The organism is Pseudobutyrivibrio sp. (assembly GCF_017471675.1).
Classification (GTDB): domain Bacteria; phylum Bacillota; class Clostridia; order Lachnospirales; family Lachnospiraceae; genus Pseudobutyrivibrio.
Map to the genome: position 1 here is coordinate 1 of NZ_JAFUSK010000068.1, position 22,979 is coordinate 22,979.

General features: G+C 36.6%; 26 protein-coding genes and 2 pseudogenes. 27 read left to right on the plus strand and 1 reads right to left on the minus strand.

Translation table 11 applies throughout. From position 1 onward, the window contains the following. The 13 genes and pseudogenes from IJ535_RS10810 to IJ535_RS10870 form a co-directional block, all read left to right on the plus strand. Positions 1–572 (plus strand): ADP-ribosylglycohydrolase family protein (locus IJ535_RS10810; protein ID WP_294302534.1); only part of this gene is annotated, 572 nt, incomplete at its 5' end. Between the two features lie 104 nt (positions 573–676). Beyond that, a complete protein-coding gene (locus IJ535_RS10815; protein WP_294302535.1) occupies positions 677–2,008 on the plus strand; it encodes a GTPase in 1,332 nt (443 codons plus the stop codon). 94 nt (positions 2,009–2,102) lie between these two features. Beyond that, the gene (locus IJ535_RS10820; RefSeq protein WP_294302536.1) at positions 2,103–2,552 is read left to right on the plus strand and encodes a methionine--tRNA ligase subunit beta; all 450 of its coding nucleotides are present in this window, start codon (positions 2,103–2,105) and stop codon (positions 2,550–2,552) included. Between the two features lie 151 nt (positions 2,553–2,703). Beyond that, complete coding sequence (locus tag IJ535_RS10825) at positions 2,704–3,063, plus strand: helix-turn-helix domain-containing protein (RefSeq protein ID WP_294302539.1); 360 nt, start codon at positions 2,704–2,706, stop codon at positions 3,061–3,063. Positions 3,064–3,190: 127 nt separating this feature from the next. Then, positions 3,191–3,721 carry a hypothetical protein gene (locus IJ535_RS10830; RefSeq protein ID WP_294302543.1) on the plus strand — a complete coding sequence of 177 codons (531 nt, stop codon included), beginning with the start codon at positions 3,191–3,193 and terminating at the stop codon, positions 3,719–3,721. Positions 3,722–3,865: 144 nt separating this feature from the next. Then, entirely contained in the window at positions 3,866–4,108 is a 243-nt protein-coding gene (locus IJ535_RS10835; protein WP_294302547.1) for a hypothetical protein, read from the plus strand. Positions 4,109–4,420: 312 nt separating this feature from the next. Continuing rightward, a complete protein-coding gene (locus IJ535_RS10840; RefSeq protein WP_294302549.1) occupies positions 4,421–4,792 on the plus strand; it encodes a helix-turn-helix domain-containing protein in 372 nt (123 codons plus the stop codon). Positions 4,793–4,895: 103 nt separating this feature from the next. Next, positions 4,896–5,903, plus strand: coding sequence for a PDDEXK nuclease domain-containing protein (locus IJ535_RS10845; RefSeq protein WP_294302551.1), 1,008 nt, complete (start codon positions 4,896–4,898; stop codon positions 5,901–5,903). Between the two features lie 176 nt (positions 5,904–6,079). Next, positions 6,080–6,670 carry a hypothetical protein gene (locus IJ535_RS10850; RefSeq protein WP_294302554.1) on the plus strand — a complete coding sequence of 197 codons (591 nt, stop codon included), beginning with the start codon at positions 6,080–6,082 and terminating at the stop codon, positions 6,668–6,670. A 13-nt stretch (positions 6,671–6,683) separates the two neighbouring features. After that, positions 6,684–6,881 (plus strand): DUF6462 family protein, encoded by a 198-nt coding sequence (locus tag IJ535_RS10855; RefSeq protein WP_294302557.1) that lies wholly within the window; start codon positions 6,684–6,686, stop codon positions 6,879–6,881. A 138-nt stretch (positions 6,882–7,019) separates the two neighbouring features. Then, entirely contained in the window at positions 7,020–8,255 is a 1,236-nt protein-coding gene (locus tag IJ535_RS10860) for a site-specific integrase (RefSeq protein ID WP_294302561.1), read from the plus strand. 200 nt (positions 8,256–8,455) lie between these two features. Beyond that, a pseudogene (locus IJ535_RS10865) lies at positions 8,456–8,953 on the plus strand (lysine--tRNA ligase); the annotation flags it as partial. Positions 8,954–9,152: 199 nt separating this feature from the next. Then, positions 9,153–9,989: a hypothetical protein gene (locus IJ535_RS10870; protein ID WP_294302563.1), complete on the plus strand. Its 837-nt coding sequence runs from the start codon at positions 9,153–9,155 to the stop codon at positions 9,987–9,989. Between the two features lie 597 nt (positions 9,990–10,586). On the opposite strand, the gene IJ535_RS10875 is transcribed toward IJ535_RS10870, so the two are convergent. Beyond that, complete coding sequence (locus tag IJ535_RS10875; RefSeq protein WP_294302566.1) at positions 10,587–11,393, minus strand: hypothetical protein; 807 nt, start codon at positions 11,391–11,393, stop codon at positions 10,587–10,589. A gap of 209 nt (positions 11,394–11,602) precedes the next feature. On the opposite strand from IJ535_RS10875, the gene IJ535_RS10880 reads away from it, so the two are divergent. The 14 genes and pseudogenes from IJ535_RS10880 to yjeM all read left to right on the plus strand — a co-directional run bounded on the left by IJ535_RS10880 (position 11,603) and on the right by yjeM (position 22,938). Further along, the gene (locus tag IJ535_RS10880; protein ID WP_294302569.1) at positions 11,603–11,839 is read left to right on the plus strand and encodes a hypothetical protein; all 237 of its coding nucleotides are present in this window, start codon (positions 11,603–11,605) and stop codon (positions 11,837–11,839) included. A gap of 12 nt (positions 11,840–11,851) precedes the next feature. Beyond that, the gene (locus IJ535_RS10885; protein ID WP_294302571.1) at positions 11,852–12,295 is read left to right on the plus strand and encodes a hypothetical protein; all 444 of its coding nucleotides are present in this window, start codon (positions 11,852–11,854) and stop codon (positions 12,293–12,295) included. Positions 12,296–12,542: 247 nt separating this feature from the next. After that, positions 12,543–13,577, plus strand: a complete 1,035-nt coding sequence (locus IJ535_RS10890; protein WP_294302574.1) for an FtsK/SpoIIIE domain-containing protein — start codon at positions 12,543–12,545, stop codon at positions 13,575–13,577. A 62-nt stretch (positions 13,578–13,639) separates the two neighbouring features. Continuing rightward, positions 13,640–14,818, plus strand: coding sequence for a replication initiation factor domain-containing protein (locus IJ535_RS10895; protein ID WP_294302576.1), 1,179 nt, complete (start codon positions 13,640–13,642; stop codon positions 14,816–14,818). After that, positions 14,815–15,012 carry an excisionase gene (locus tag IJ535_RS10900; protein ID WP_294302579.1) on the plus strand — a complete coding sequence of 66 codons (198 nt, stop codon included), beginning with the start codon at positions 14,815–14,817 and terminating at the stop codon, positions 15,010–15,012. Before IJ535_RS10895 ends, IJ535_RS10900 begins: the two co-directional genes overlap by 4 nt. Positions 15,013–15,103: 91 nt before the next feature. Beyond that, positions 15,104–16,357: a tyrosine-type recombinase/integrase gene (locus IJ535_RS10905; protein WP_294302585.1), complete on the plus strand. Its 1,254-nt coding sequence runs from the start codon at positions 15,104–15,106 to the stop codon at positions 16,355–16,357. Positions 16,358–16,492: 135 nt separating this feature from the next. Then, positions 16,493–16,960: pseudogene (locus tag IJ535_RS10910) on the plus strand (lysine--tRNA ligase); the annotation flags it as partial. A 300-nt stretch (positions 16,961–17,260) separates the two neighbouring features. Then, a complete protein-coding gene (locus tag IJ535_RS10915; RefSeq protein WP_294302589.1) occupies positions 17,261–17,707 on the plus strand; it encodes a GNAT family N-acetyltransferase in 447 nt (148 codons plus the stop codon). Continuing rightward, the gene (locus IJ535_RS10920) at positions 17,704–18,087 is read left to right on the plus strand and encodes a VOC family protein (protein WP_294302592.1); all 384 of its coding nucleotides are present in this window, start codon (positions 17,704–17,706) and stop codon (positions 18,085–18,087) included. The genes IJ535_RS10915 and IJ535_RS10920 overlap by 4 nt, the downstream gene beginning before the upstream one ends. A 51-nt stretch (positions 18,088–18,138) precedes the next feature. Next, on the plus strand, positions 18,139–18,957 hold the full coding sequence (locus IJ535_RS10925; RefSeq protein WP_294302595.1) for a cyclophilin-like fold protein: 819 nt from the start codon (positions 18,139–18,141) through the stop codon (positions 18,955–18,957). A 122-nt stretch (positions 18,958–19,079) separates the two neighbouring features. Beyond that, the gene (locus IJ535_RS10930) at positions 19,080–19,847 is read left to right on the plus strand and encodes a nucleoside phosphorylase (protein WP_294302598.1); all 768 of its coding nucleotides are present in this window, start codon (positions 19,080–19,082) and stop codon (positions 19,845–19,847) included. 202 nt (positions 19,848–20,049) lie between these two features. Further along, positions 20,050–20,640, plus strand: coding sequence for a helix-turn-helix domain-containing protein (locus IJ535_RS10935; RefSeq protein WP_294302600.1), 591 nt, complete (start codon positions 20,050–20,052; stop codon positions 20,638–20,640). 30 nt (positions 20,641–20,670) lie between these two features. Then, entirely contained in the window at positions 20,671–21,018 is a 348-nt protein-coding gene (locus tag IJ535_RS10940; RefSeq protein WP_294302602.1) for a hypothetical protein, read from the plus strand. A 393-nt stretch (positions 21,019–21,411) separates the two neighbouring features. Then, on the plus strand, positions 21,412–22,938 hold the full coding sequence (gene yjeM / locus IJ535_RS10945; protein ID WP_294302605.1) for a glutamate/gamma-aminobutyrate family transporter YjeM: 1,527 nt from the start codon (positions 21,412–21,414) through the stop codon (positions 22,936–22,938). Positions 22,939–22,979 lie beyond the last annotated feature (41 nt).

Genomic DNA, 22,979 nt, shown 5'->3' on the forward strand with positions numbered 1-22,979 from the left:
ATTGCGGCTATGGCGGTAGATTTTTCGGCTGGATAAATGAAGATAATCATAATCCTTATAATAGCTGGGGTAATGGCTCAGCTATGAGAACATCATTTATCGGTGAGCATTATGATGATTACGAAGAAATGCAGCGCATGGCAGAAAAGGCAGCTGCGGTATCACATAATCATCCAGAAGGTATCAAGGGTGCGGTAGTAACTTCTACCTGTATTTGGATGGCAAGGCATGGTAAGAGCAAGCAGGAAATCTATGATTACGTGCTGGAGCAGTACCCAAAGGAAGAGTACGAATACAGTATCGCCTATAGTCTTGATGAGATAAGACCTCGCTATAAATGGAATGAGAGCTGCCAAGGCTCAGTTCCAGCAGCTATGAGATGCTTCTATGAAAGTACTGATTATGAGAGTTTCATGAGAAATATCTTTAGCCTCGAATGTGACAGTGATACCTTCGGAGCTATCGCTGGTGGAGTGGCAGAAGAGTTCTATGGTGGATTTGGAAATGTGGATGCTGAGGGGATTTTGAAGAAATATTTGGATGAGGAATTGTTCAGAATATTGAATTACTAATTGCAGAAAAATCGCATAAACGCTGGGTATATCTGATATAATTGTTTTAGATTGGTATGGTGAAAACTTGACAATAGGCAATTCATATTAAGAGGGGGCTTCATATGGCAAACGGAGCAGGTATTAATGATCGCTTAAAGAAAATGAAAGATTTCTATTTAAAACTTGATGAGATGATGGATAAATTGCCTGATTCTATCCCAGCGGACACTAGGAAAATGATTAAGGATAAGATTCTTGGCGATAAGGAATTAAAAGAATTGATGGAGGGAATTGAAAAGAACCGTCCACCAAGAATATTCCTTGTTGGTAGAACTGGCGCTGGGAAAAGTAGTCTTGTAAATGCATTATGTGGCGGTTATGTAGCAGAAGTCGGTGATGTCAGAAGCTGCACGGATGGTACTAAGATTTATAATTGCACTGATAATGATAGAACTTTGATGGAAATATTGGATACCAGAGGAATCGCTGAATCTGAGGCTTTAAATGAAAGTAGTGCCGAAAAAACTCTTGTAAATGAGATTACGGAATTTTCTCCTGATGTAGCCATTTTAGTATTAAATTGTACACATAGGGATGATGTTGATAAAGATGCATTATTCATGAAGGATATCGCTGCACAGTATCATAAAATCAACAACGTGAGATTGCCAGTAATAGTAGCTGTAAATAAATGTGATGAGATGTCACCGACAAGATTCAAAACAGCAGATGAATACCCTCAGAATAAGATAGATAAGATTGAAGAAGCTGTTAAGTATTTTAAAAGCATAATTGTAAACAATGGGCTTAAAATTGACGACATCATTGGGGTATCTGCACTTATAGATTGGCAGACAAAGGATGGATTAGAGATTGATCCAGAAAACATAAAAAATTTGCCACAACATGACATTGAAGAGCTAGAGATTGCATTTGATGGTAGATATAATATCGACAAGTTATTACAGGTGTTGGATAAGGCTATTGTTGACACAGAAGCTCAGATGGGTTTGAGAATGGCATTTAGGCTTGAGGAACTTGTAAGGAGACTGTCTAATCATCTTACAAATATTTTTGCAGGTATATCTGCAACAGTTGCGATAACGCCAATTCCGATTGCAGATATTTATGTATTGGTAGTCTTGCAGGGCATATTAGTAACACTGATTGCATCGCTTAGTGGAAGAGACATTAGTTTGGAAACTGCGATTGAATTTATATTTAGTCTGGGAGGAGTTGCAGGAGCAGGTCAGATTTTCAAAATAATTGCTCAACAAGCTTCCAAACTGTTAAATGGTGTTTTTCCTGGCGCTGGCTCAGCTGTTAGTTCTACGGTTGCATTTGCAGGAACAGAGTCAATAGGAAAGACAGCAATTGCGTATTATATTGATGGCAAAGATATAAAAGCTGCTAAGAAGATATTTAAGAAACTTCAAAAAGAAAACAAGAAATAAACTTTCATTTATTCGTGTTTAAAATGATGTATGGTAAATCAAAGCTTCTTCTGTTAGTATGTAAAAGCATATTAACGGAAGGAGCTTTTGTATTATGGATAACATTAATGTAGAGAACGCAGCTGTCGAGGCAGTAGTTGAAGCACCAATAGATGAGGCAGTAGAGGCAGAGGAGTCAGGAGTAAAGCTTATTCCTTTTGAGGAAGAGCCTGTAGACTTTGATACATTCTGCAAGTCAGATTTTAGAGTAGTGAAAGTTAAGGAGTGTATTGCAGTACCAAAGAGCAAGAAGCTATTGCAGTTCACACTTGATGATGGTACTGGAACAGACAGAACAATTCTTTCAGGTATCCATGCATTTTATGAGCCTGAAGAGCTTGTTGGGAAAACACTTCTCGCAATTGTAAATCTTCCACCACGTAACATGATGGGGATTGACTCCTGCGGAATGCTTATGTCAGCAATCCATGAAGAAAATGGCGAAGAGAAGCTTAACCTTGTGATGCTGAATGATGTAATACCAGCTGGAGCAAAATTAGAATAATACGATAGAGAACAGAGGTGTTTGTAGCCTCTGTTTTTTAGTGCCTTTAAAGATAGTAGTTACTGTCTTTCAGATGATTATTTTTATGATAGCTTTTTACTACAATATAGCAGTACAAACACTTTCATAATAGTAAGGAGGTGTGAATACTGTGACTGTAGTAGATATGCAAAACAGAATTGAAGAGATACTGGAAGATAAGGGCTGGAGTAGATATAAGCTATCTAAGGAAATGGGCGTGACGGACACGCAAGTAAAGAGGCTCTTGGAAAGAAAAACATATCCAAATTTACAGACTATAGTATCGGTATGTAGAGCGTTTGATATGACAGTAGGTGATTTCTTTTCATTTGACACAAGTAAGACTTATGGAACGAATCTTACCCCAAGTGATATGGACTTAATTGAAAAGAAGCATAGACTTGAACGACGGAAGGTCGAAAGACTTATTACATATGCTGATATATTGCTGGATATGCAGATTTATGACCCAGAGCAATTAGAAGAATAAAATTCATGTGATAACTTTGTAGTTTGAGGGACAACATGGCATTTAGGATTATAGCAGGAAGAATGAGAGAAGTTTCACTGATTCTTCCTGCTTTTTGTATGTAAGTATTTTGAGGGGAGTATTTATCATGAGACAATTAGACGCTTATAAGAGGATAGCTTTCATGTGCGAGCAGGCAGATTTTGATCCAAAGGATGTGTATGCTCTTTCCAAGATCCTTTTTACACTATATCAGGATTCAAAAATAGCAGCTGTTCCAAGGAAAAGCTCAATCAGTAAAGAAGAGGAAACGCTGCAGAAGCAAAAGCTTAGAAGAGAGTTCTTGGCAATAATGAGATTGCCAGTAAGTGAATCATTTGAGAGGCAGAAAGCCTTTGTTTGGGATGCGCTCTCTGTAGAATGGATAGATGATAAAATCAGCATGGTAATTGATAAGATTTCCAATTTTCCACCTGATGGGGCAATTTATAAAAAAATATTGGAGCTTAGCTATCTGCAGAATCACTACATGAGTGATTTGGAGCTCTTTGAAGCTTGTAACCTGAGAAAGTCAGCTTTTTATAAGAAAAGAGAGGCTGCGCTGACCTTGTTTGGTATCACACTTTGGAACTATGCAGAGGCAAGGGAACAGGAAGATAAAGCACTTGGAATTGTTTAATGGAAGATTTGCGGAAGAAGTGCGGAATGTTTGCGGACAAAGCGTGGAGTAAGTGCGGACAAAATGAGGACTGCTTAAAGAGTTTTAAATGTTATAATCATACCATTGCTTGAGGGGAATATTACTAGAAGGAGATATTTGGTTATGAAACATGACAAAGAGAAAAGCAACAGTAGTCTGTGGGTTAATTGTCCTGCTTGTGGTAATAGGATTTTAAGAGCAAACTTTGGAAGATTGCAATACCACTGTAAATGCGGAGTGGATTTTACAGCTTGTATAGCAGACAGTGTAGTTACTACTGTTGTAACAGATGGCAACGAAAATGTCTCAATGACTGAACAACTTGATAAGTATCGTCATCAATTCGATAGCTGTCTTGATGGCTGATATAAGCTGAGGAAACTCAGTAATATAACAATTTAATATGGATGAGGTAGTGATTGGACTAGTGCAGAGCTTTAGAGCCAGGAACAGCATCACTACCAAGAGTTTGCCAAGAGCTGGATTTGACGAAAGCAGCTGAAAAATGCTGACTGGGATCATCATGGAGTCTGCAAAACGGAGATATGACCAATGGGTTAAGACCTATAGGTTTTATTCGAGTTTTGTAGGCTCTTTTAATTTTGCAATGTAACTATAGTAATGCTCTTGGCAGCGGTTTGTATTTCCGTTTTGTGAGAACTCCAGATTGGAGGAAAAATGGAAATCAAAAACTTAGGAACAATCGGAGGAAGATTGAAGGAACTGAGACTGGATGCAGGCATCAGTCAGGAGAAGCTTGCCAAGGAGCTGCATTTAGGATCAAGAAGTATGGTGTCGCAGTTTGAAAGTGGTAAGAGGACACTTACGATTGATGCGCTGCTGGAATATTCTGCGAGATTCAATGTGACAACTGACTGGATTTTAAAGGGAGTGCTGGCACCGATGAAAATAGAAAAAGAGGATTTGGAAATGGTGCTGGGATATGAAGAGCTGCGTGAGACATATTTCGATATTAAGGATTCACGTATGCGTATGATTGCTCTTGAACAGATGAAGGTTTTAGCAAAGTATCGTGGTCAAGAAATTTGACCTCGATATTTAAAGAAATTTGCGATTGTGGTATTCTAATCAATAGTTTTATATGAATTTGTATTTGTGTCACCAGTGGTGACACAAATTTGAAAGGAATAATATGGCAGACAATGAGATAAGAGTTGCAGCAGGCAATTTGATTGAAATTATCAATAAATCAAGAGAAAATGCCTTACGCAAAGTAAATGAAGAACTTATTAATATGTACTGGCAGGTAGGAGAGTATCTTCATAAAGAGGCTAAGACTGCATCCTTTGGCGATGCCTATATTGATTCAATATCCGAAGAGATTCAATCAGCATTTCCTGGCATCAAGGGATTTAACAGGCGTGGACTATACAGAATGAAGCAATTTTATGAAACTTATGCTGGAAATGAAATTGTGACACCACTGGTGACACAAATTAGCTGGACTAATCATTTGCTGATAATGTCAGGATGTAAGTCGGATGAAGAGCGAGAGTTTTACATCCGCTTATGCATAAAGGAAAATTATTCCAAGAGGCAGTTACAGAGGCAGCTGGATAGCGGATATTATGAACGTTATATGCTTTCTAAACAGGTTTTGCTTCCTGAAGAGGTTAAGAAGCTTGGTGAGAATCCATTTCTCGACTCATATGTCATGGAATTTTTGGATTTGCCTAATGAATTTCATGAAAATGATTTAAGAAAAGCCCTCATACGCAATATGAAAGATTTTATTCTTGAACTTGGAAAAGACTTTACTTTCATAGACGAAGAATACAGAGTACAAGTCGGAGGAGAGGACTACAGGATTGATTTACTTTTCTTCCATAGAGAATTACAGTGCTTGGTAGCAATAGAGCTTAAGGTCGGGAAATTCAAACCTGAATATGTTTCAAAAATGGACTTCTACCTTGAAGCATTGGATAGGCAGGTAAAGAAGGAAAAAGAAAATCCAAGTGTCGGTCTGCTGTTGTGCGCAACAAAGGATGATGAAGTGGTAGAATACTCAATGAGCAGAACGATGTCACCGATGCTTGTTGCTGAATACAAATTGAAACTTCCTGATAAGGCGATATTACAAAAGAAATTACAGGAACTTGTAAATATTCCTATGATTGATGATGATTCAAATATAGAATAAATCACACGACATAGTTGATTATGGAGTAGCAAATATAGCTGCTCCTTTTTTTATGTCACAAATTGAGAACATGGTGTAACGCATTGAGACCGCATTATGTGGGTATTTTGCTCTATGATAGAAGAGTCTTAAGATTCAAGGAAATTTCCACAACATCATTTCAAAGGAGGGGAACGATGGCTAGAAAAAATATTGTTGAGCTTTACAGTACATCATCAACCAGCAAGCGGGTGGATATCATCTTAAACAACTTTGCTGGGTTTGAGAGAATCCTTAGCGGTTATGAAAAAAGCTTAAGCGCCACTATCAAAAGAGAGCGTGAGTTTAACAGAAGACAACGCCTTGGTGATATTGGCATTAGGGTACAGACTTCGGGTATCAGTGATCCAACCTGCAACGAGGTTGTAAATCGTTTAGAGATACAGGAAGCCATTCACCGTGGAGACTGGAGAAATGCGCTCAAAGATGCAGATGATTTTTTCAAACATCGTAATGAGATTCAAACGATAGAACTGATGCGAAATGATTACGATATAGTCAGCGGTCAGTTGGATTCTTTGAATGACGATGACTACAGGCTTTATGTCAAATACCTTAATACAAATATGACATATATAGAGCTGGCAGATGATTTTGGTCTGACACACGATGCGGTAAGGACAAGATTGTACCGCTCAAGAGCCACGGTAAAAGCAAATTCCATATTTTTTATGGAGTCGGATACAGACAGTGACTTGATTAACTTGCAGCTAAGCAAATGTGCATAGGGAGGATATTTTAATGGCAACACCAAAGAGAAATCAGTATGACGATGTAGAGTACCTAAGACCAAAGGAAGCGGCACGCAATTATGGTATGGGTTATGACCTTGTTATAGAGGTAGCTAAGGAATGTGGTGCATATCGTAAGCTTACAAAAGCTGTCCTTATTAATAAGAAGATAATGGGTAATTATATCGAAGCACACAACGTATTTTAAGAATTGATAATCGGCACAATAAGACATGACATGGTTAGATTTTTAGCTTGAATCAGCCTTTAAGTTGATTCATAATAGAGAAGGATGATAGTCCTGCTTATTTCTAGACATGTCATGTTTTTCATTTAAGGAGATAACATGGCAAAGAGAAGAGATAGCAAAGGAAACATTTTAAAAAGGGGCGAATGTGTTCGCAAAAGTGATGGAAAGTATGTATATACCTTCACAGATCCAATGGGCAGGAGACGTTTTATCTATGCCAATTCGCTGGTAGAGCTTAGAAATAAAGAAACAGAGCTTAAAAGAGACCAGCTTGACGGATTGGATGCTTATGTCAGAGGATATGCTACCATCAACATGACTTTTGACAGATACATTTCGACCAGAAAAAGCTTACGTGATTCTACCCTCAGTAATTACACATATATGTATGACCGCTTTGTGAGAGAATCGTTTGGCTTAAGAAAGATAGCGGATATCAAGTATTCAGATGTGGTGCAGTTTTATCTGTATCTGCTTGATGAGCTGGATTTAGCACCAGCAACTCTTGATAACATCCACTGTATGTTAAGACCGACATTTGAACTCGCAGTAAGGGATGATATTATTAGGAAAAATCCCACAGATGGAGTGGTAGCCGATGTGGTTAAGCAATCGGGGAAGAGTAAGGGCGTGAAGAATGCTCTTACCAAAGCTCAACAAAGAGCATTTATGGATTACGTGGCAAATCATCCTATCTATAGCCATTGGTGGCCATTGTTCACAGTACTGCTGGGAACAGGCACACGTATAGGAGAGTGCTTAGGTCTCCGCTGGGAGGATATAGATCTTGAGAAAGGATTTATAGAGATAAATCACTCAGTAGCCTATTATCCAACTAAAGGAACAAGAACCTCAGTATTAAAGGTGCATCTTCCAAAGACAGAAGCAGGAATAAGAAAGATTCCTATACTGGAGCAGGTAAAAGATGCATTTGAAATGGCAAAAGAAGAGCAGGATGAAGAAGGTATAGAGCAGCCTTATCTTGATGGCATGACAGGATTTGTTTTTCTGAACAGATTTGGTGACGTTATGAATCCTCAATCTGTAAATCGTGTTATCAAGCGCATTATTTCAAGTTATAATAATGAAGAGGAGCTTGAAGCCGCCAGAGAGCATAGAGAACCAGTTTATTTACCTAATTTCTCATGCCACATATTGAGACATACATTTGCAACTCGTCTATGTGAGAAATGTAGTAATCAGAAAGTCATCCAGTCAGTTATGGGTCATAAGGACATCAGAACTACGTTGGAGGTATATGCAGATGCTACTGATGAGAAGAATAAGGAAATCTTTGAAATGCTCTCGTATGATTTAAACGACCTTTTCTGATAAGGTCACAGTTGGCGAAAGCCAAAAAGTAGAATGACTCTTAAAGAGTCTTTATCGAAGAAAATTGTAACACTGATTACCGAATACAACATTCCTGTAACATTAATTCGAGGAATAAGCGGTAATAAACAGGTATAAAAGCCAGTTGGTTGGTGAAGCAAAACCCACATAATAAGGGATAATCGGGTATAAGAGGAGTAGATGTACTGTTGTTCCCAACAATGAAGAGTCTTGATGCACCAAAGAAGGAAAATAAGGCTTCTAACGGTGTTGAAGGTCAGTCTTACGACCAATTTACGACTCCTTCAGAGAAAATTGATTTTTCAAATGTAAAGATTGAACCTTTATTTGAAGAGACAGTAGATTTTGAGACTTTCTCAAAGAGTGATTTTAGAGCAGTAAAGGTTAAGGAATGTGTAGCTGTACCTAAGTCGAAGAAGCTTCTTCAGTTCACTCTTGATGATGGTACAGGTGTAGATAGAACAATTCTTTCTGGTATTCATTCATTCTATGAACCAGAGGAACTTGTAGGTAAGACACTTATTGCTATAACAAACCTTCCACCACGTGCTATGATGGGTATCGAGTCTTGCGGAATGTTACTCTCAGCAGTTAACAACTTTAAAGATTCTGATGAGGAAGAATTGCATCTTATTATGGTTGATAATCATATCCCAGCAGGGGCAAAATTGTATTAAAACAAAAAAGAGAACATGCGATAGTGTGATAAAAGCATTGAATCTACAATGATTCAGTGCTTTTTTGTTTGTATAAATGAAGTGCCATACAAAGAAGGTTATAAAAGCATTGACAATTTGCGGATAGGGGGGGTATAATAACGATATTGGATTTATGTTTGAAATCTCCGCGAGGGGATGAAAGGTAGGTAACAATTTTATGAAAAAGTTTTTATCAAAAGTATTAACACTTGCTCTCGTATGCGCAATTGTTGTAACAAGTACATCAATCACATCTGAAGCAAAGGGTAAAAAGTCTTCAAAGAAGGCTGTAGCTACAACTTATAGTAGCAACGCTGTAGTAAATGATTTTGTAGCAACTATGCTCAAGTCTAATGGTTTAACCATCAGCGGAAAGTCTTATAATTCACAGGAATTAATTACTTTAGGTTTTGCTGCAAATCCAGCTGTAACAGTATCACCTATGTATTGGCAGGACGATGGAATATTCGTTCACGATAACGGTTATGTTGAAAACACTGGCGGTCGTTGCTGTGGTTTTTATTTATCGTCTGATGGTATAGGTGGATTCAATCCATATGCTGATTGTTCAGGTACAGAACTGATTTATAATTCAGATATTGCTGAGTATGAATTAGGTGATATGAAAGCTTATGGTTATACTAATTATGACGATAACGCAATACTTAACAGCAACGGTGTATGGTATACAGACACATTTGTAACAAACGGTGTTAACGCTCAATATATTAGTTCTTGGATGCAGTCCCGTGGGCTTAATACAGCAACTGATGTTTATAATTATCTTGTTGCTAACGGTGCTACATTTACAGCAGATGCAGGTCTAGTAAACACAGGTCGTCTTGGTGCTACTGTACAGTCATTTGGTTGTGTTCAGTGTCCAAATTTATATTATGATATTGATGACCAAGGTACACGCATTCATTACACAAATGATAAATTGTCTGGTGTTAATATAGTTGATATCAGTTCATATTCCACATCTACTCTGTGGTGTAGCGCATTACAGCACTAAAATTCAAATTACAGGCCCGATACGAGATGTATCGGGCTTTTTTCTTTTAGTAAACTCACAGATATGTGAGTTTACGTGGGTCATTTATATGCGGTTGGAACACACAAGTTGATGAATCCAACCCCAGATGATGAAGAAAAATAGTCATTTGGTTCGATTGGTGTGCACAATTAGAGGGTCATACGCAAGCTCATATATTGATTGACTACTTCTAATCTATGTGATACATCAAGAGAAAGTACATAATTATTTAACTGCTGAATTACTTGTGGAGATATATTTACAGTGATATACTAATGGACGTTGCCACCCCTAGACTAGGCATCAGAAAGGGGGTGCTTCATTGGAAATTCTTATTTCATTTCTAGTTTCCGTTATGGCAAGTATAACAGCCTATTATATTTGCAAATGGTTCGACGGCGACGATAATGGCAATGAGCCTAAGGCATAAGCCACCTTGACCAAAATGGCATAGAAAAAGCTAGGAGTTGCAGCTCCTAGCTTTTTTGCTTCATTGTTGAAACTCTAATTTCATTTCTTGCCTAAGGTTATTATAGCAACTGAATTGGATAAGTCAATGAATTGTGAATATTTTTATTAGTTAATCGGTTCGAAAAAATCGTAGTTACGAAGAATTGTTTGATATTTTTCAAGTAATACATAATCTAGAATCATTGAGTTATAATCATCGTCTGAGATATTGAATTTTTGCTTGTAATCTTTTGATGGCATATCATAAAAGTCGGAAGGGAAATTAGAAACATATTCATAAGCTTCTTTTATAAGAGCAATATTAAGTCGTTTTTCTGTAATGGATTCAAATTGCTTTACTAGGGCATACAAGATGTAATGGTCAAGCATGCTAGTGGTAATGTGGGTCTCGTAATCATCAGATGGGATATTATTCATTTTATTATTTTCAAAGTCCATAATATAAAAATAGGGAATGTAATGCACATTTTTCCATTCTTCAAAAGTTGGTGGAACAACAGAGGGATTGAAATCAGTTATGGCGCTTTTAAATAATAAATATTGCTCCTTTAACTCTTCATCAGTAGAATCGGCGAAGAAGTATTGTTTGAAAAGTCTGTCATTAAGTGTTTGTTTATTGTCGATTTCTTTTTTGTAATTTGTAAGGTGAGCTGATAAGTAGGCATTAATCTTATTCCTAACTTTTGGGCGTTTTTTGCTATTCACATATTTTTCAAGCATTTTATCTCTAATGGTTATATATATAAAAATCTCTCGTTCAAAATCCGTTAATTCACTTAGTTTTTTTCCTTTGTGGTATTTGTCTAACTGACGTCTGATAAATTCGCTGGCATTTGCAGCTGCAGATGTATCTTTTCGTATTTCATACAAATCAAAGATTTCTGTAAAGTCATTTCTAGGTTTATCACTCATAGTACCCTCCTAAATGTAATAAATATTGAAAACGTGTAATTATTTGAAAAAACGTGTAATTGAAAAAACATAGTAATTATAAGGGATAGAGGTGAAATTTTAGTGAAAAATGTGGAAATGGCAAAACTAATGAAACGTTGGATTATTTACATTATTATAAGCATAATCGATGAGCTCAATGATTAATTTTAAGTAAAGGAGGTGATTAGTTGAAGAAAATTGATTACTATACTCAACCCCTACAAATGGGAGACTTACTTGCTGTGCAAGGAGTAAATTTCGAAGACTATCCTCATTGGAAAGTTGCAAAGCTTAGGAGAAAGATTGAGAAGTATATGGATTCGGGTACAGCAGAGAAACCGCTTATAGTAAGTCTGAAGACATTTAAGCTTGTCATACAAGGTTCTGATGAGGCAGCGATACTATTAAACTATATTCCAGAATAAGGAGGAAATAATATGTTAGTAAACACATTTTTATATACAAAAACAATCATTAAAGGACAAGAATTGATAGATGCAATGCATAATCAATTTAGGGTGGTTTCGTGTAGTGACTACACTGATAAGAATGGGAAACTACCTGATGGAAAGCGTCTGACATTGCAAGTTATGTATGATGATACTGATTATGGTGTGGATAAAAAAACAGGGAAACCACGTGATAATAACGTATATCAGACATTTGATGTAACAGTGTTAAATCGTAATACAGATTTTGAAAAGGGTGATATTGTAGCATTATATGATTTCGATGAAGAGCATTCATATGCATTTGATTTCAACCTGATACTTAGATTTAGGGACTGCAAAAAGATACAATCTAAGGTTAGCGCTAAGACAGTGAAAACTGGACAGTCAGTCCCAACAGGTAAAGCTCAAGTAGGAGTGACTAATGTGTAGGCGTGATGCCACGAGACTAGTGATATTGTTATTCTCAATGGTACTCTTTGTGCTGTGCTACAGCACAAAGAGCATATATAAAGAATATAGCTATTCTGTAATTAATGATATATCGATAGTTTCGTTAAGAATAGGGGTAATTGGCTTATTATTTTTGACAATGGAGGTTTTGTTTAGCAACAAGATATATAAGGGGGTGCGATATTGTTTTTGGCATATGTATGTTAAGCACTCACTAGAAAGACAGATGATAGATGCTGGAATGTATATACAACGTGGAGAGTATATTGAGGTTCCACGAATCAGAATTGAATTTGATAAAAATATGCGCGGAGGAACGTTAAAAGTAGAAAACTCGATAAAATTTGATAAAAAGCTAGATGATGTAGTATTGACATCTGCGCTTAAGAAATTTGTAGTCGAACGTCATTATCTAACAGATGATGGAAATTATTATGTATATGAATTTTTAGATGGCTCAATTAGCTTTAAATTGGATTTTAAAAGTATTGAAGATTTTAGAGAGTATAATTCCCAGATACCGTTGTATAAGATTTTTCTGGATAAAAGGAGTGTTGTAAATTTGCAACATACTTTGATTGTAGGCGTAACGGGAAGTGGTAAAACATATTGTTTGTATAATATTTTGTTGCAATTTGTTAACAAACGAAAACCTTACGTGATATATTTTGCTGACCCTAAAGGAAGTTCGCTAGCTGTACTTGGAAACAAGATAGCGCCAGATAAAACTGCTGTTGACATGGCAGACATTATTGATAAATTGGAAGAATTTGTTTTAGCTATGCAAAATCGAAAAAAGGAGATAGCAGAATTATTGCGGGGTAAACTAGATGCTGATTATTCTACTTTTAGAAAAACGCCATATATATTTTGTTTCGATGAATATGCAAGTTTTGTCTCTGTTTTAGCAAATGAGGACAAGAAGACTCGTGACAAAGTGAATGCACTTATGTCTGAGGTTATTTTGCAGGGAAGGCAATTAGGATTCTTTATGCTTATTATAATGCAAAAATCGGATGCAAATTTAATTAGTACATCGCTTCGAGACAACATTCCATTGAAGCTAGTGCTAGGTAATTCGGAACAGCAAACTTATGTGACAGCATTTGGAACAGGTATTGATGTTCCAAATCGACATTATAAAGTTGGTGAGGGTGTATTCACAGAGCCTGTGATCGCACCCACACCCAAAATAGTACAATGTCCATCTCTAAAATTTGACATATTGAAGTCATTCAAAATGGCAACCCCCGTGATGTAATCACGGGGGTTGCAGAAAAAAGGTGACGAATCTGATGCCCTCAATAGAATGGAGGTGGTTATTTGATTGAGTTTGGTATTGATGAAATTACAGATGTCTTACAATACACAGATAACTGTAATTTGCTATATGGAGTATATGAATGGAAAGACATTGCCGAATACATGATACATAAATTTGAACGTAATGCAGATTTAGTAGGAGTATTTGGAAATAGAAGCATTGAGAGAACAGCGCCAGCTGGATATACAATTGCATATAAATATGGCTGTCATGATTTTTACTTTGCAGTAGCATATCATGAATTTCATATGACAATGGGAATAGTTGTGAAATTTTCTGCTAAAGCGCTTGACTTTTATTTGGAGAAAACAGGACTGACGGTCAGTAGTTTTTTGCAAAAAGTATCAGACAGAGAGTATGACCAAAGATTATCTAGAATTGATTTGACAGCAGATTTTATTGATGAGCCAATCGATATATCTGAAATATATCAGACGTTGATGGATGAAAGAGTAGCCGTATTTAGAAAGCAATTGAATGAATTAAATCATAGAGTAGAATACCGTAAAGTTCCAATGAAATATGAAGGCAGGATAGTTGGTGAGGAAGTAGAGACTATTTATGTGGGGTCAAATAAATCAAATTCACGATTGCGAATATACAACAAACGAAAAGAACAGATAGCTAATAATGGTAATAAGCTAGAAAAGGCTGTGAAATGTAATAGTTGGGTTCGTTTTGAAGGAGTATTTAGAAATGATTATGCACATCAATTATCTGATGAATTATTTAAGATTAAAACCGATGTAGAGCTTTTGGAGTTAATAGCTTCTACATTGTGCAATAAATATTTTTTTATGAATGTAAATAAAGGTGTGGCGGAAAAACCAACGTTATATACACAGAGAATATTGGATGCTATCTCGAACGGAGATTATAGGCTGAGAGCTCCAAGAAATAGAAGCTATGAATTATCTAAGAATATAGCATATATATTTAATGGTTCCGGAGTTATGAGTACATTATATAAAATGAAAAAAATATGGGGCATTGAAGCTGTAAATTGGCTTTTATGTTACATTCAAGAATTAATACAAAATAAATATATTGGAAATGCGGATTGTAAGTATTGGTTAACTAATAATCTAAAAGACTATCAAATGTACTATCCAGATTTTTCTACATTTGTAGGTGAAAATTTGTCTACTACTATTAAGAAAGGGGGCGGATGCTTATGAGGAGTGAGGTATCTATAGCAGAAAAATCAAATCTAACATTAGAAGAGGCAGCTGCTTATTTTAATATTGGCATAAATAAGCTTAGAGAAATGACTGAATCAAATAGTTGTCCCTTTGTGTTATGGGTAGGTAGTAAAAGGCTTATTAAACGTAAAAAGATGGAGGATTATCTTGATAATACTTTTTCTGTATAAAAGGAGAAGTTTTTTATAGTCATAGACAAGGAGGACATGTTTGGTATAATTGAATCCAGCATGTTCTCTTTTTGTCAGAAAGGAGTATTTTATGGCAATTGAGAGACGTAAAGATAATAAAAATAGAGTATTAAAGGAAGGCGAGTATCAGAGACCCAATGGAACCTTCGAATACAAGTGGAGAGATAGACGAGGAAAAAGACATTCTGTCTATGCAAAAACACTTGATGAATTGAGGGAAAAGGAAATTGATGTTTTAAGGGATGTTCTAGACGGAATAAGAGCGGATAAGAACGACCTAATAATTAATGATTTATATCATCGTTGGGTACAGTTAAAAAAGGGATTAAAGGCAAATACATTTCAAAATTATAAGTACATGTATGAACAATTTGTTGAACCAGATTTTGGAGAGATGCACATTGTAGATTTGAAACGGTCAGATGTTAGAGCTTTTTATAATAATTTGGCTGATGAACAGCATTTGAAAGCTAGTACCATTGATACTATCCATACAGTGCTTCACCAAGTGCTAGAAATTGCAGTAGAGGATGATTATCTTAGATATAATCCATCAGATAATGCTCTTAGAGAATTGAAAAAAGCTCACAATAAAGATTCGGAGAAAAAGAGAGCATTGACTATCTCTGAACAACGATTGTTTGAAGATTTTTTATCTAAACAGGGGCAATACCATAGATGGTATCCGATATTCACAGTAATGTTATACACTGGTATGAGAGTCGGAGAAGTCACAGGACTTCGTTGGGAGGATATAGACTTAGATGAAGGTACAATTAGCGTTAATCATACGTTAGTGTATTTTGATAAAGGTGGTTCTGAAAAATGCGGTTTTGCGATTAACACACCTAAAACCAAGGCTGGTGAAAGAATTATTCCGATGCTACCAAAAGTGAGAGAGGCATTTATAAAGGAGCAAGAATATCAACAAGAATTAGGACTATCTTGTAAAGCTGTGGTTGATGGATATACAGATTTTATTTTTATTAATAGATTTGGTAATACTCAGCATCAAGGTACACTGAATAAAGCACTTCGTCGCATAATCCGCGACTGTAATTATGAGGTCTTGAATAGAAATGAAAAAGGTGATATTATTTTACTTCCGAGGTTTAGTAACCATTCGCTAAGACATACATTTACAACTAGAATGTGTGAGGCGGGAGTAAATGTTAAAGCCATGCAGGATATATTAGGGCATGCAGATGCAGAGACTACTCTTCAAATCTATGCAGATGCTACGAAAGAGATGAAAAAGGCGGAACTTATTAATTTTGAAGATTATTTCAACACTCTAAAGAAAGCTCAGAATGGTACAAACTAAACTTACGACTGATATACGACTGATTTACGACTATTTATAAAGAGATATGTAGATTTATAAAATTTGTTTAAATTAGAAACATCGTATAATAGGGCTATGTAGACTAATAAAGGTTTATAAATAGTTGGAAATAATTTCCCGACAATGAAGTCACTTAACCCAGCTAAGGCTTCTCAGTCTGCTGGTGACAACAATGGATTCTTTGCTCCAAACGCTAGCATTGATTTCTCAAACGTTAAGATTGAGCCATTATTCGAAGAGACAGTTGATTTCGACACATTCTCAAAGAGCGATTTCAGAGCAGTAAAGGTAAAGGCTTGCCAGGCAGTACCTAAGTCAAAGAAGCTTCTTCAGTTCACACTTGACGATGGTACAGGTACAGACCGTACAATCCTTTCAGGCATTCACGCATTCTACGAGCCAGAGGAGCTTGTTGGAAAGACACTTGTAGCTATTACAAACCTTCCACCAAGACCTATGATGGGAATCGAATCATGCGGTATGCTTCTTAGCGCTGTTAACAATCTTAAGGACAGCGAGGACGAGGAGCTTCATCTTCTCATGATTGACAACCACATCCCAGCTGGTGCGAAGTTGTATTAATAAAAAAGTATTATATTAAAGTAAACATACACATAGTAATAGTACTGTGTGTATGTTTACTTTTTTTAATTATATGACATCATATAGTGTAGAATAGAAAGAAATGTAGTACAATTTATGAAACTAACTATGCTAGGAACCGGCAATGCTTGGTGACGGAGTGTTATAATACGTGTTTTATTATTGATGATAAAGGAAAGCTTCTTCACGAAGCATTTTGTCTATATTCGCAAAGAGATATATGAGCGCGGAGATATCACTTTTGAAAAGATGATTTTAACGAAATGATGGGGATAATGGATGGAATTTATAGTTAAGCACTTTAGTGAGCTCAGTACTACAGAGCTATATGAGATATTGAAGACAAGATTTGAGATTTTTGTCACGGAGCAGGAATGTATATATCAGGACTTGGATGATAAAGACCAGGATGCGATACATGTCTTTTGCTGGAATGATTCAGGGAGAGTTGCCGGATGTCTCAGGGTATTTTGGAAAGATCATGACAAGGCAGCAGGAGTAGCTCAGATTGGCAGAGTGGTAACACTTGAGCATGGTAAAGGCATTGGTGGTCAGATGTTACATGAAGGTGTAAGGATAGCAGTAGAGAAGCTTAAGGCTAAGAAGATATATCTTGAGGCACAGGAATATGCTATCGGATATTATGCGAAAGAGGGCTTCGAGGTAGTATCAGAGCCGTTTATGGAAGATGGAATTCCACATGTGAAGATGGAGAGGACAGTATGAAAATTGAACATATAGCAATGTACGTTGCAGACTTGGAAGGGGCTAGAGATTTCTTTGTTAAGTATCTTGATGGGAAATCTAATGATGGCTACCATAATCCCAAAACTGACTTTAGATCTTACTTCATATCATTTGATGATGGTGCAAGGCTTGAAATAATGAATAAGCCTGATATGTATGAAATAGATAAGCCGATTAACTGCACTGGTTACATTCACATCGCTTTTTCTGTTGGTGGCAAGGAAAAGGTAGATGCTATGACAGAGCAATTAAAATTAGATGGTTATGACATAGTTAGCGGACCACGTACTACAGGCGATGGATATTATGAGAGTTGTATTGTAGGGATTGAAGGGAATCAGATAGAGATTACGATATGATTGAAGGCAGCAATTTACCAATTCAAGCAGGCTATTAAATTGAGGATGACTATGATGAAAAGATTTGCTAAAATCGTTCTTATTTTAATGTTACTAGCATTGACGGGATGCAATAAAGAAAATGAAGAGGAGGTAGCTGTAATAGGTGGGGCTGATGAACCAACATCTATTTATTTAGATGTGAGTAGCAAAGATGATTATACACAGATTGATCAAGAAACTGCAAAGCTTATGATGCAGCAGGATGATGGTCATGTAATTGTGGATGTGCGTAGAGAAGATGAGTATGCTGCAGGACACATTCCAGAGGCAATTTTGATTCCTAATGAAACTATTGGCAATGACCAGCCAGCAGAATTACCTGACTTGAATCAGATTATCTTGGTTTATTGCAGAAGCGGGAGAAGAAGTAAAGAGGCGTCACAAAAGCTTGCTAATATGGGATATACTAATGTCTATGAATTTGGTGGAATTATCGACTGGACAGGTGAAGTAGTGACGGATGAAAATGTTGATGAGGTGGAGGAAACTGATGCAATGAAGCTGAAAATTGATGGGACAGAGGTCCCTGTGAATTGGGAGGAAAATGCTTCTGTAGACGCTTTAAAAGAAATGAGCCCCCTTACAGTGGAAATGTCCATGTACGGAGGTTTTGAGCAGGTAGGCTCAATCGGAAAAAGTATTGTCAGAGACGACAAGCAGACTACAACGGACTATGGTGATATAGTTTTGTATTCTGGAAATCAGATTGTTATTTTCTATGGTAGCAATTCCTGGGCATACACAAGACTAGGTCATATTGATATGTCGCAGGAAGAATTGACAGATTTACTAGGAAGTAAGGACGTGACAGTAACGCTGGAAAAATAGGGATTTAAAATGTGCTGAGGTAATCGCATTCGTTTACTACAAAGATGAATTGAAGAAAAAGCAGTGCTAGAGAAGATTTTGCATGTAGCACTGCTCAAATGAGACATAAAGGGAGAATTAAAATGATTATTAAAAGCGAAATACCAATATTAGAATATGATGACAGTTCAATGGAGGTTATAGCTCCAAATCATGACATGGAGGATTTACAGCTTCCTGAAAAGTGTTTATTTGCTTTCCTTGGGGATGTTATTCATGAATACGCCAAAGAAAATAATGCGGATGTGGCAGAGGAACTGATAACTGTATCCCATAATATTAAGATATATGTTCTACACGAGGGAAATGAAGATTTGTGCTTAGTGCAGTCTCCAATTGGAGCTGCAGCGGCAGCGCAGGTACTTGATGCACTTGTAAGCTGTGGATGTAAGAAAGTCATAGCTGTAGGTTCCTGTGGCGTGTTGGCTGACATTCCAGAGAATGCGTTTCTTGTACCCACAAAAGCCCTTAGAGCTGAGGGAACATCTTACCATTATCTTCCAGCAACCCGCTTTATTGAACTGGATGAAGAACCTGTAAAAGTAATAGAAAGCTGTTTTAAAAAGCACGAACTGCCTTTTGTCACCTGTACAACATGGACTACAGATGGATTTTTCCGTGAAACAAAGGATATGGTTAAGTATAGGCTAGAAGAGGGCTGTAGTGTGGTTGAAATGGAGTGCTCTGCCCTTGCAGCCTGCGCTAGAAAGCGAGGCGCATCATTTGGCCAGTTCTTATTTACAGCAGATTCACTTGCTAATGTTCATGATTATGATACAAGAGATTTTGGCACTGGTTCCCATGAAAAAGCATTGCTATTAGGTATGGATGTGCTAAGAGATTGGAATTAAGGTTATAGCAGGAAGAAAAGTTCACTGCGATAATAACAGAGAAATTGAAATAAGATATAAAAAAACAACATATAATTTCATGACGCTGGAAAAATAGGGATGTAAAAGACTTTTTACATCATTATTTTGAGGATATGTAAAAGGTTTTTGATGGCAGATATATCGCCCTTTGGGTAGTATTAGGACAACAAGGAGAAAACAAATGGAACTTGGAAAAAGAATAAAGGATTTTAGAAGCTTACACAATTGGAATCAGGATGAGCTAGCAGAGAAGATGTTTGTGTCGAGGCAAACAATTTCTAATTGGGAAAATGATAAAAGCTATCCTGATATTCAAAGTATTCTTTTACTAAGTAATCTTTTTGAAATTTCTCTAGATCAACTAGTCAAAGGAGATGTAGAACAAATGCAAGAGATTATTAATGAACAAGATGTAAAACAAATGAAGTATTACGGAAAAATGATGCTAGCATGTGTGGGAATTCTAATTGTTACATTCGGTCCGCTGTATTTACGTATGGGTATGTGGTCACTGATTCCAGAAGGCATTATAGCTTTAGCAGTGTTGTATTTTTCATTCAAGCTAAATGCAATTGAAAAAGAAAATGACATAGTCACCTATAAGGAAATAGTGACATTTATGAATGGCAAGAGCCTAGATGAAAAAAGTAAACAGCAGGAAATTGGTAAACGCCCATATCAGACTGTAGCAGTTATGATACTTGCTGGATTAATTTCAGGTATATTAAGTTGCACGGTAGTGTTTATTTGCAAGAATGTATTTGGTTTATAAGAAGGTTTAATGCATAGGAGGATAATTATTATGATGAGTCAGACATTTTTAGCAGTAGTGGGAATAATTGCAGGGGTTTTCGTTTTAGGCTGGGCTATTTGGATGATATATGTTGGAGTTAAATATAAATCAAATCAAAATGCTGAAATAAAAACTATAATCACTAAGGCGAAGGCAGTTTCATCGTATGTATTGTGGTATATGGTAATTGTGTGGGGATTAATTACAGCATTTATAGGTGAAAAAACTACACTTACTATTTCACAGGTTAGATTATTTGTTATGCTTTTACTAGGAATTCAATGTGCAATAGAGGTAATTGCATTCTTTTACTACAAAGATGAATTGAAGAAAAAGCAGTACGAGAGAAGATTTTAGCGCTAGCACTGCTTAAAGAAGCCGAAATGGGCAGTATGGGAGAAGATTTTGACAGTAGCACAGCCAACAAGAATCCTACTGCACATGATATCAAGTAGATGAATCAAGTATCTGCATATAAAATAGAGAATTATATGCAGATACTGCTTGAGTATCTGCATATTTTTTTGTATATTATATGCAGATACTTGAGGAGGTACAGTATGCATAAATTTGATTATTCATTTTTAGATGAAGGAATGTTGCCTGCTTCACACTTTAAAGTGTTAATGCATTGTATTTCCTTTGTCTAAAAAACGTCATTTTATAGAGGGGAAACTTTAATCGTGATATAATACATAGCGCTGTCGCTTGTCGGCAGCGCTATATTGTTTTAAAAGGAAGTTGAGTAAAATGAAAGAAAAGAAACTAGGACTTATGTCCCTCATTCTGATGATTTTTACATCAGTATATGGGTTTAACAATATCCCACGTTCTTATTATTTGATGGGATATGCAGCAATCCCTTGGTTCGTAATTGCCGGAATCCTGTTCTTTATTCCATTTGCATTTATGGTAGCAGAATTTGGTTCAGCATTCCGTGAAGAGACAGGCGGTATGTACTCTTGGATGGAAAAGTCAGTAGGACCTAAGTATGCATTTATCGGTACATTTATGTGGTATACATCTTATGTGCTTTGGATGGTTAATGTATCATCAGGTATCTGGGTTCCAGTATCTAATGTTATTTTTGGTGAAGATAACACAGCTACATGGTCATTATTTGGTTCAGAGCTTTTATCAGGCTCAAGACTTCTTGGCCTTATGGCAGTAATCTTTTTCATCTTTATCACATACTTTGATTCAAAGGGAATTGATAAGATTAGCAAGGTTACATCTGTTGGTGGTACAGCAGTGCTTGTAATTAACATTATGGTAGTTGTTGGTTCAATTGTTATGATTATCGCAAGACATGGTCAGCTAGAGCAGCCATTCCTTGGTAGAGAATCCCTTGAGGTTCCACTTAACGTGGCATACCAGGGCAACCCAATTATGATTTTGTCATTTATTGTATATGCACTTTTTGCTTACGGCGGAATTGAGGCTGTTGGTGGTCTTGTTGACAAGACAGAGAATCCTAAGAAGACATTCCCTAAGGCAATTGTTTCAGCAGCACTTGTAATCGTTGTTGGATATGCACTTTTGATTCTTCTTGTAGGTTCATTTACAAACTACAGTGAAATCCTTGGTGAAGATAACATCACACTTGGTAACGTATCTTATGTAATTATGTCAAACTTTGCAGCAGCATTTGGTAAGGCATTTGGTGCAACAGAGGCTACACAGATTGCACTTGCTCATGGATTTGCAAGAGTTTACGCACTTATCATGCTTCTTGCACTTATGGGTGCAATGTTTACACTTGTTTATTCACCACTTAAGCAGATTATCGATGGAACTGAAAAAGAGCTTTGGCCAGGCAAGATGGGTGAGATTGAAGCCGATGGTATGCCAAAGAACGCTATGTGGATTCAGTGCGCAATTGTATGTGTAATGATTCTTCTTGTTTCATTCGGTGGAGATACAATGCAGCAGTTCTTCGTAATACTTACTGCAATGGTAAATGTTGGAATGACAGTTCCTTATATGTTCATTTCATTTGCATTCCCTAAGTTTAAGAAGATGAAGGGTGTAGATAGAAGCTTTGAAGTTTACAAGTCTCAGAAATCAGCAAACTTCTGGGGATATGTTGTTACACTTACACTTTTATTTGCAAATGTATTTGCAATTATCCAGCCAGCACTTGATGGAGATTTCAAGACAACATTCTGGTCACTTAGTGGACCTGTTATCTTTGGGTTAGCTGCATGGATTATTTATACACGCTACGAGAAGAAAAAGAAGGTAAAGTCTAAAGATTCTGTGAAATCAGTTGCGTAAAATTTAAAATGATTATATTCTGTCATCAAAGGGAAACAGGA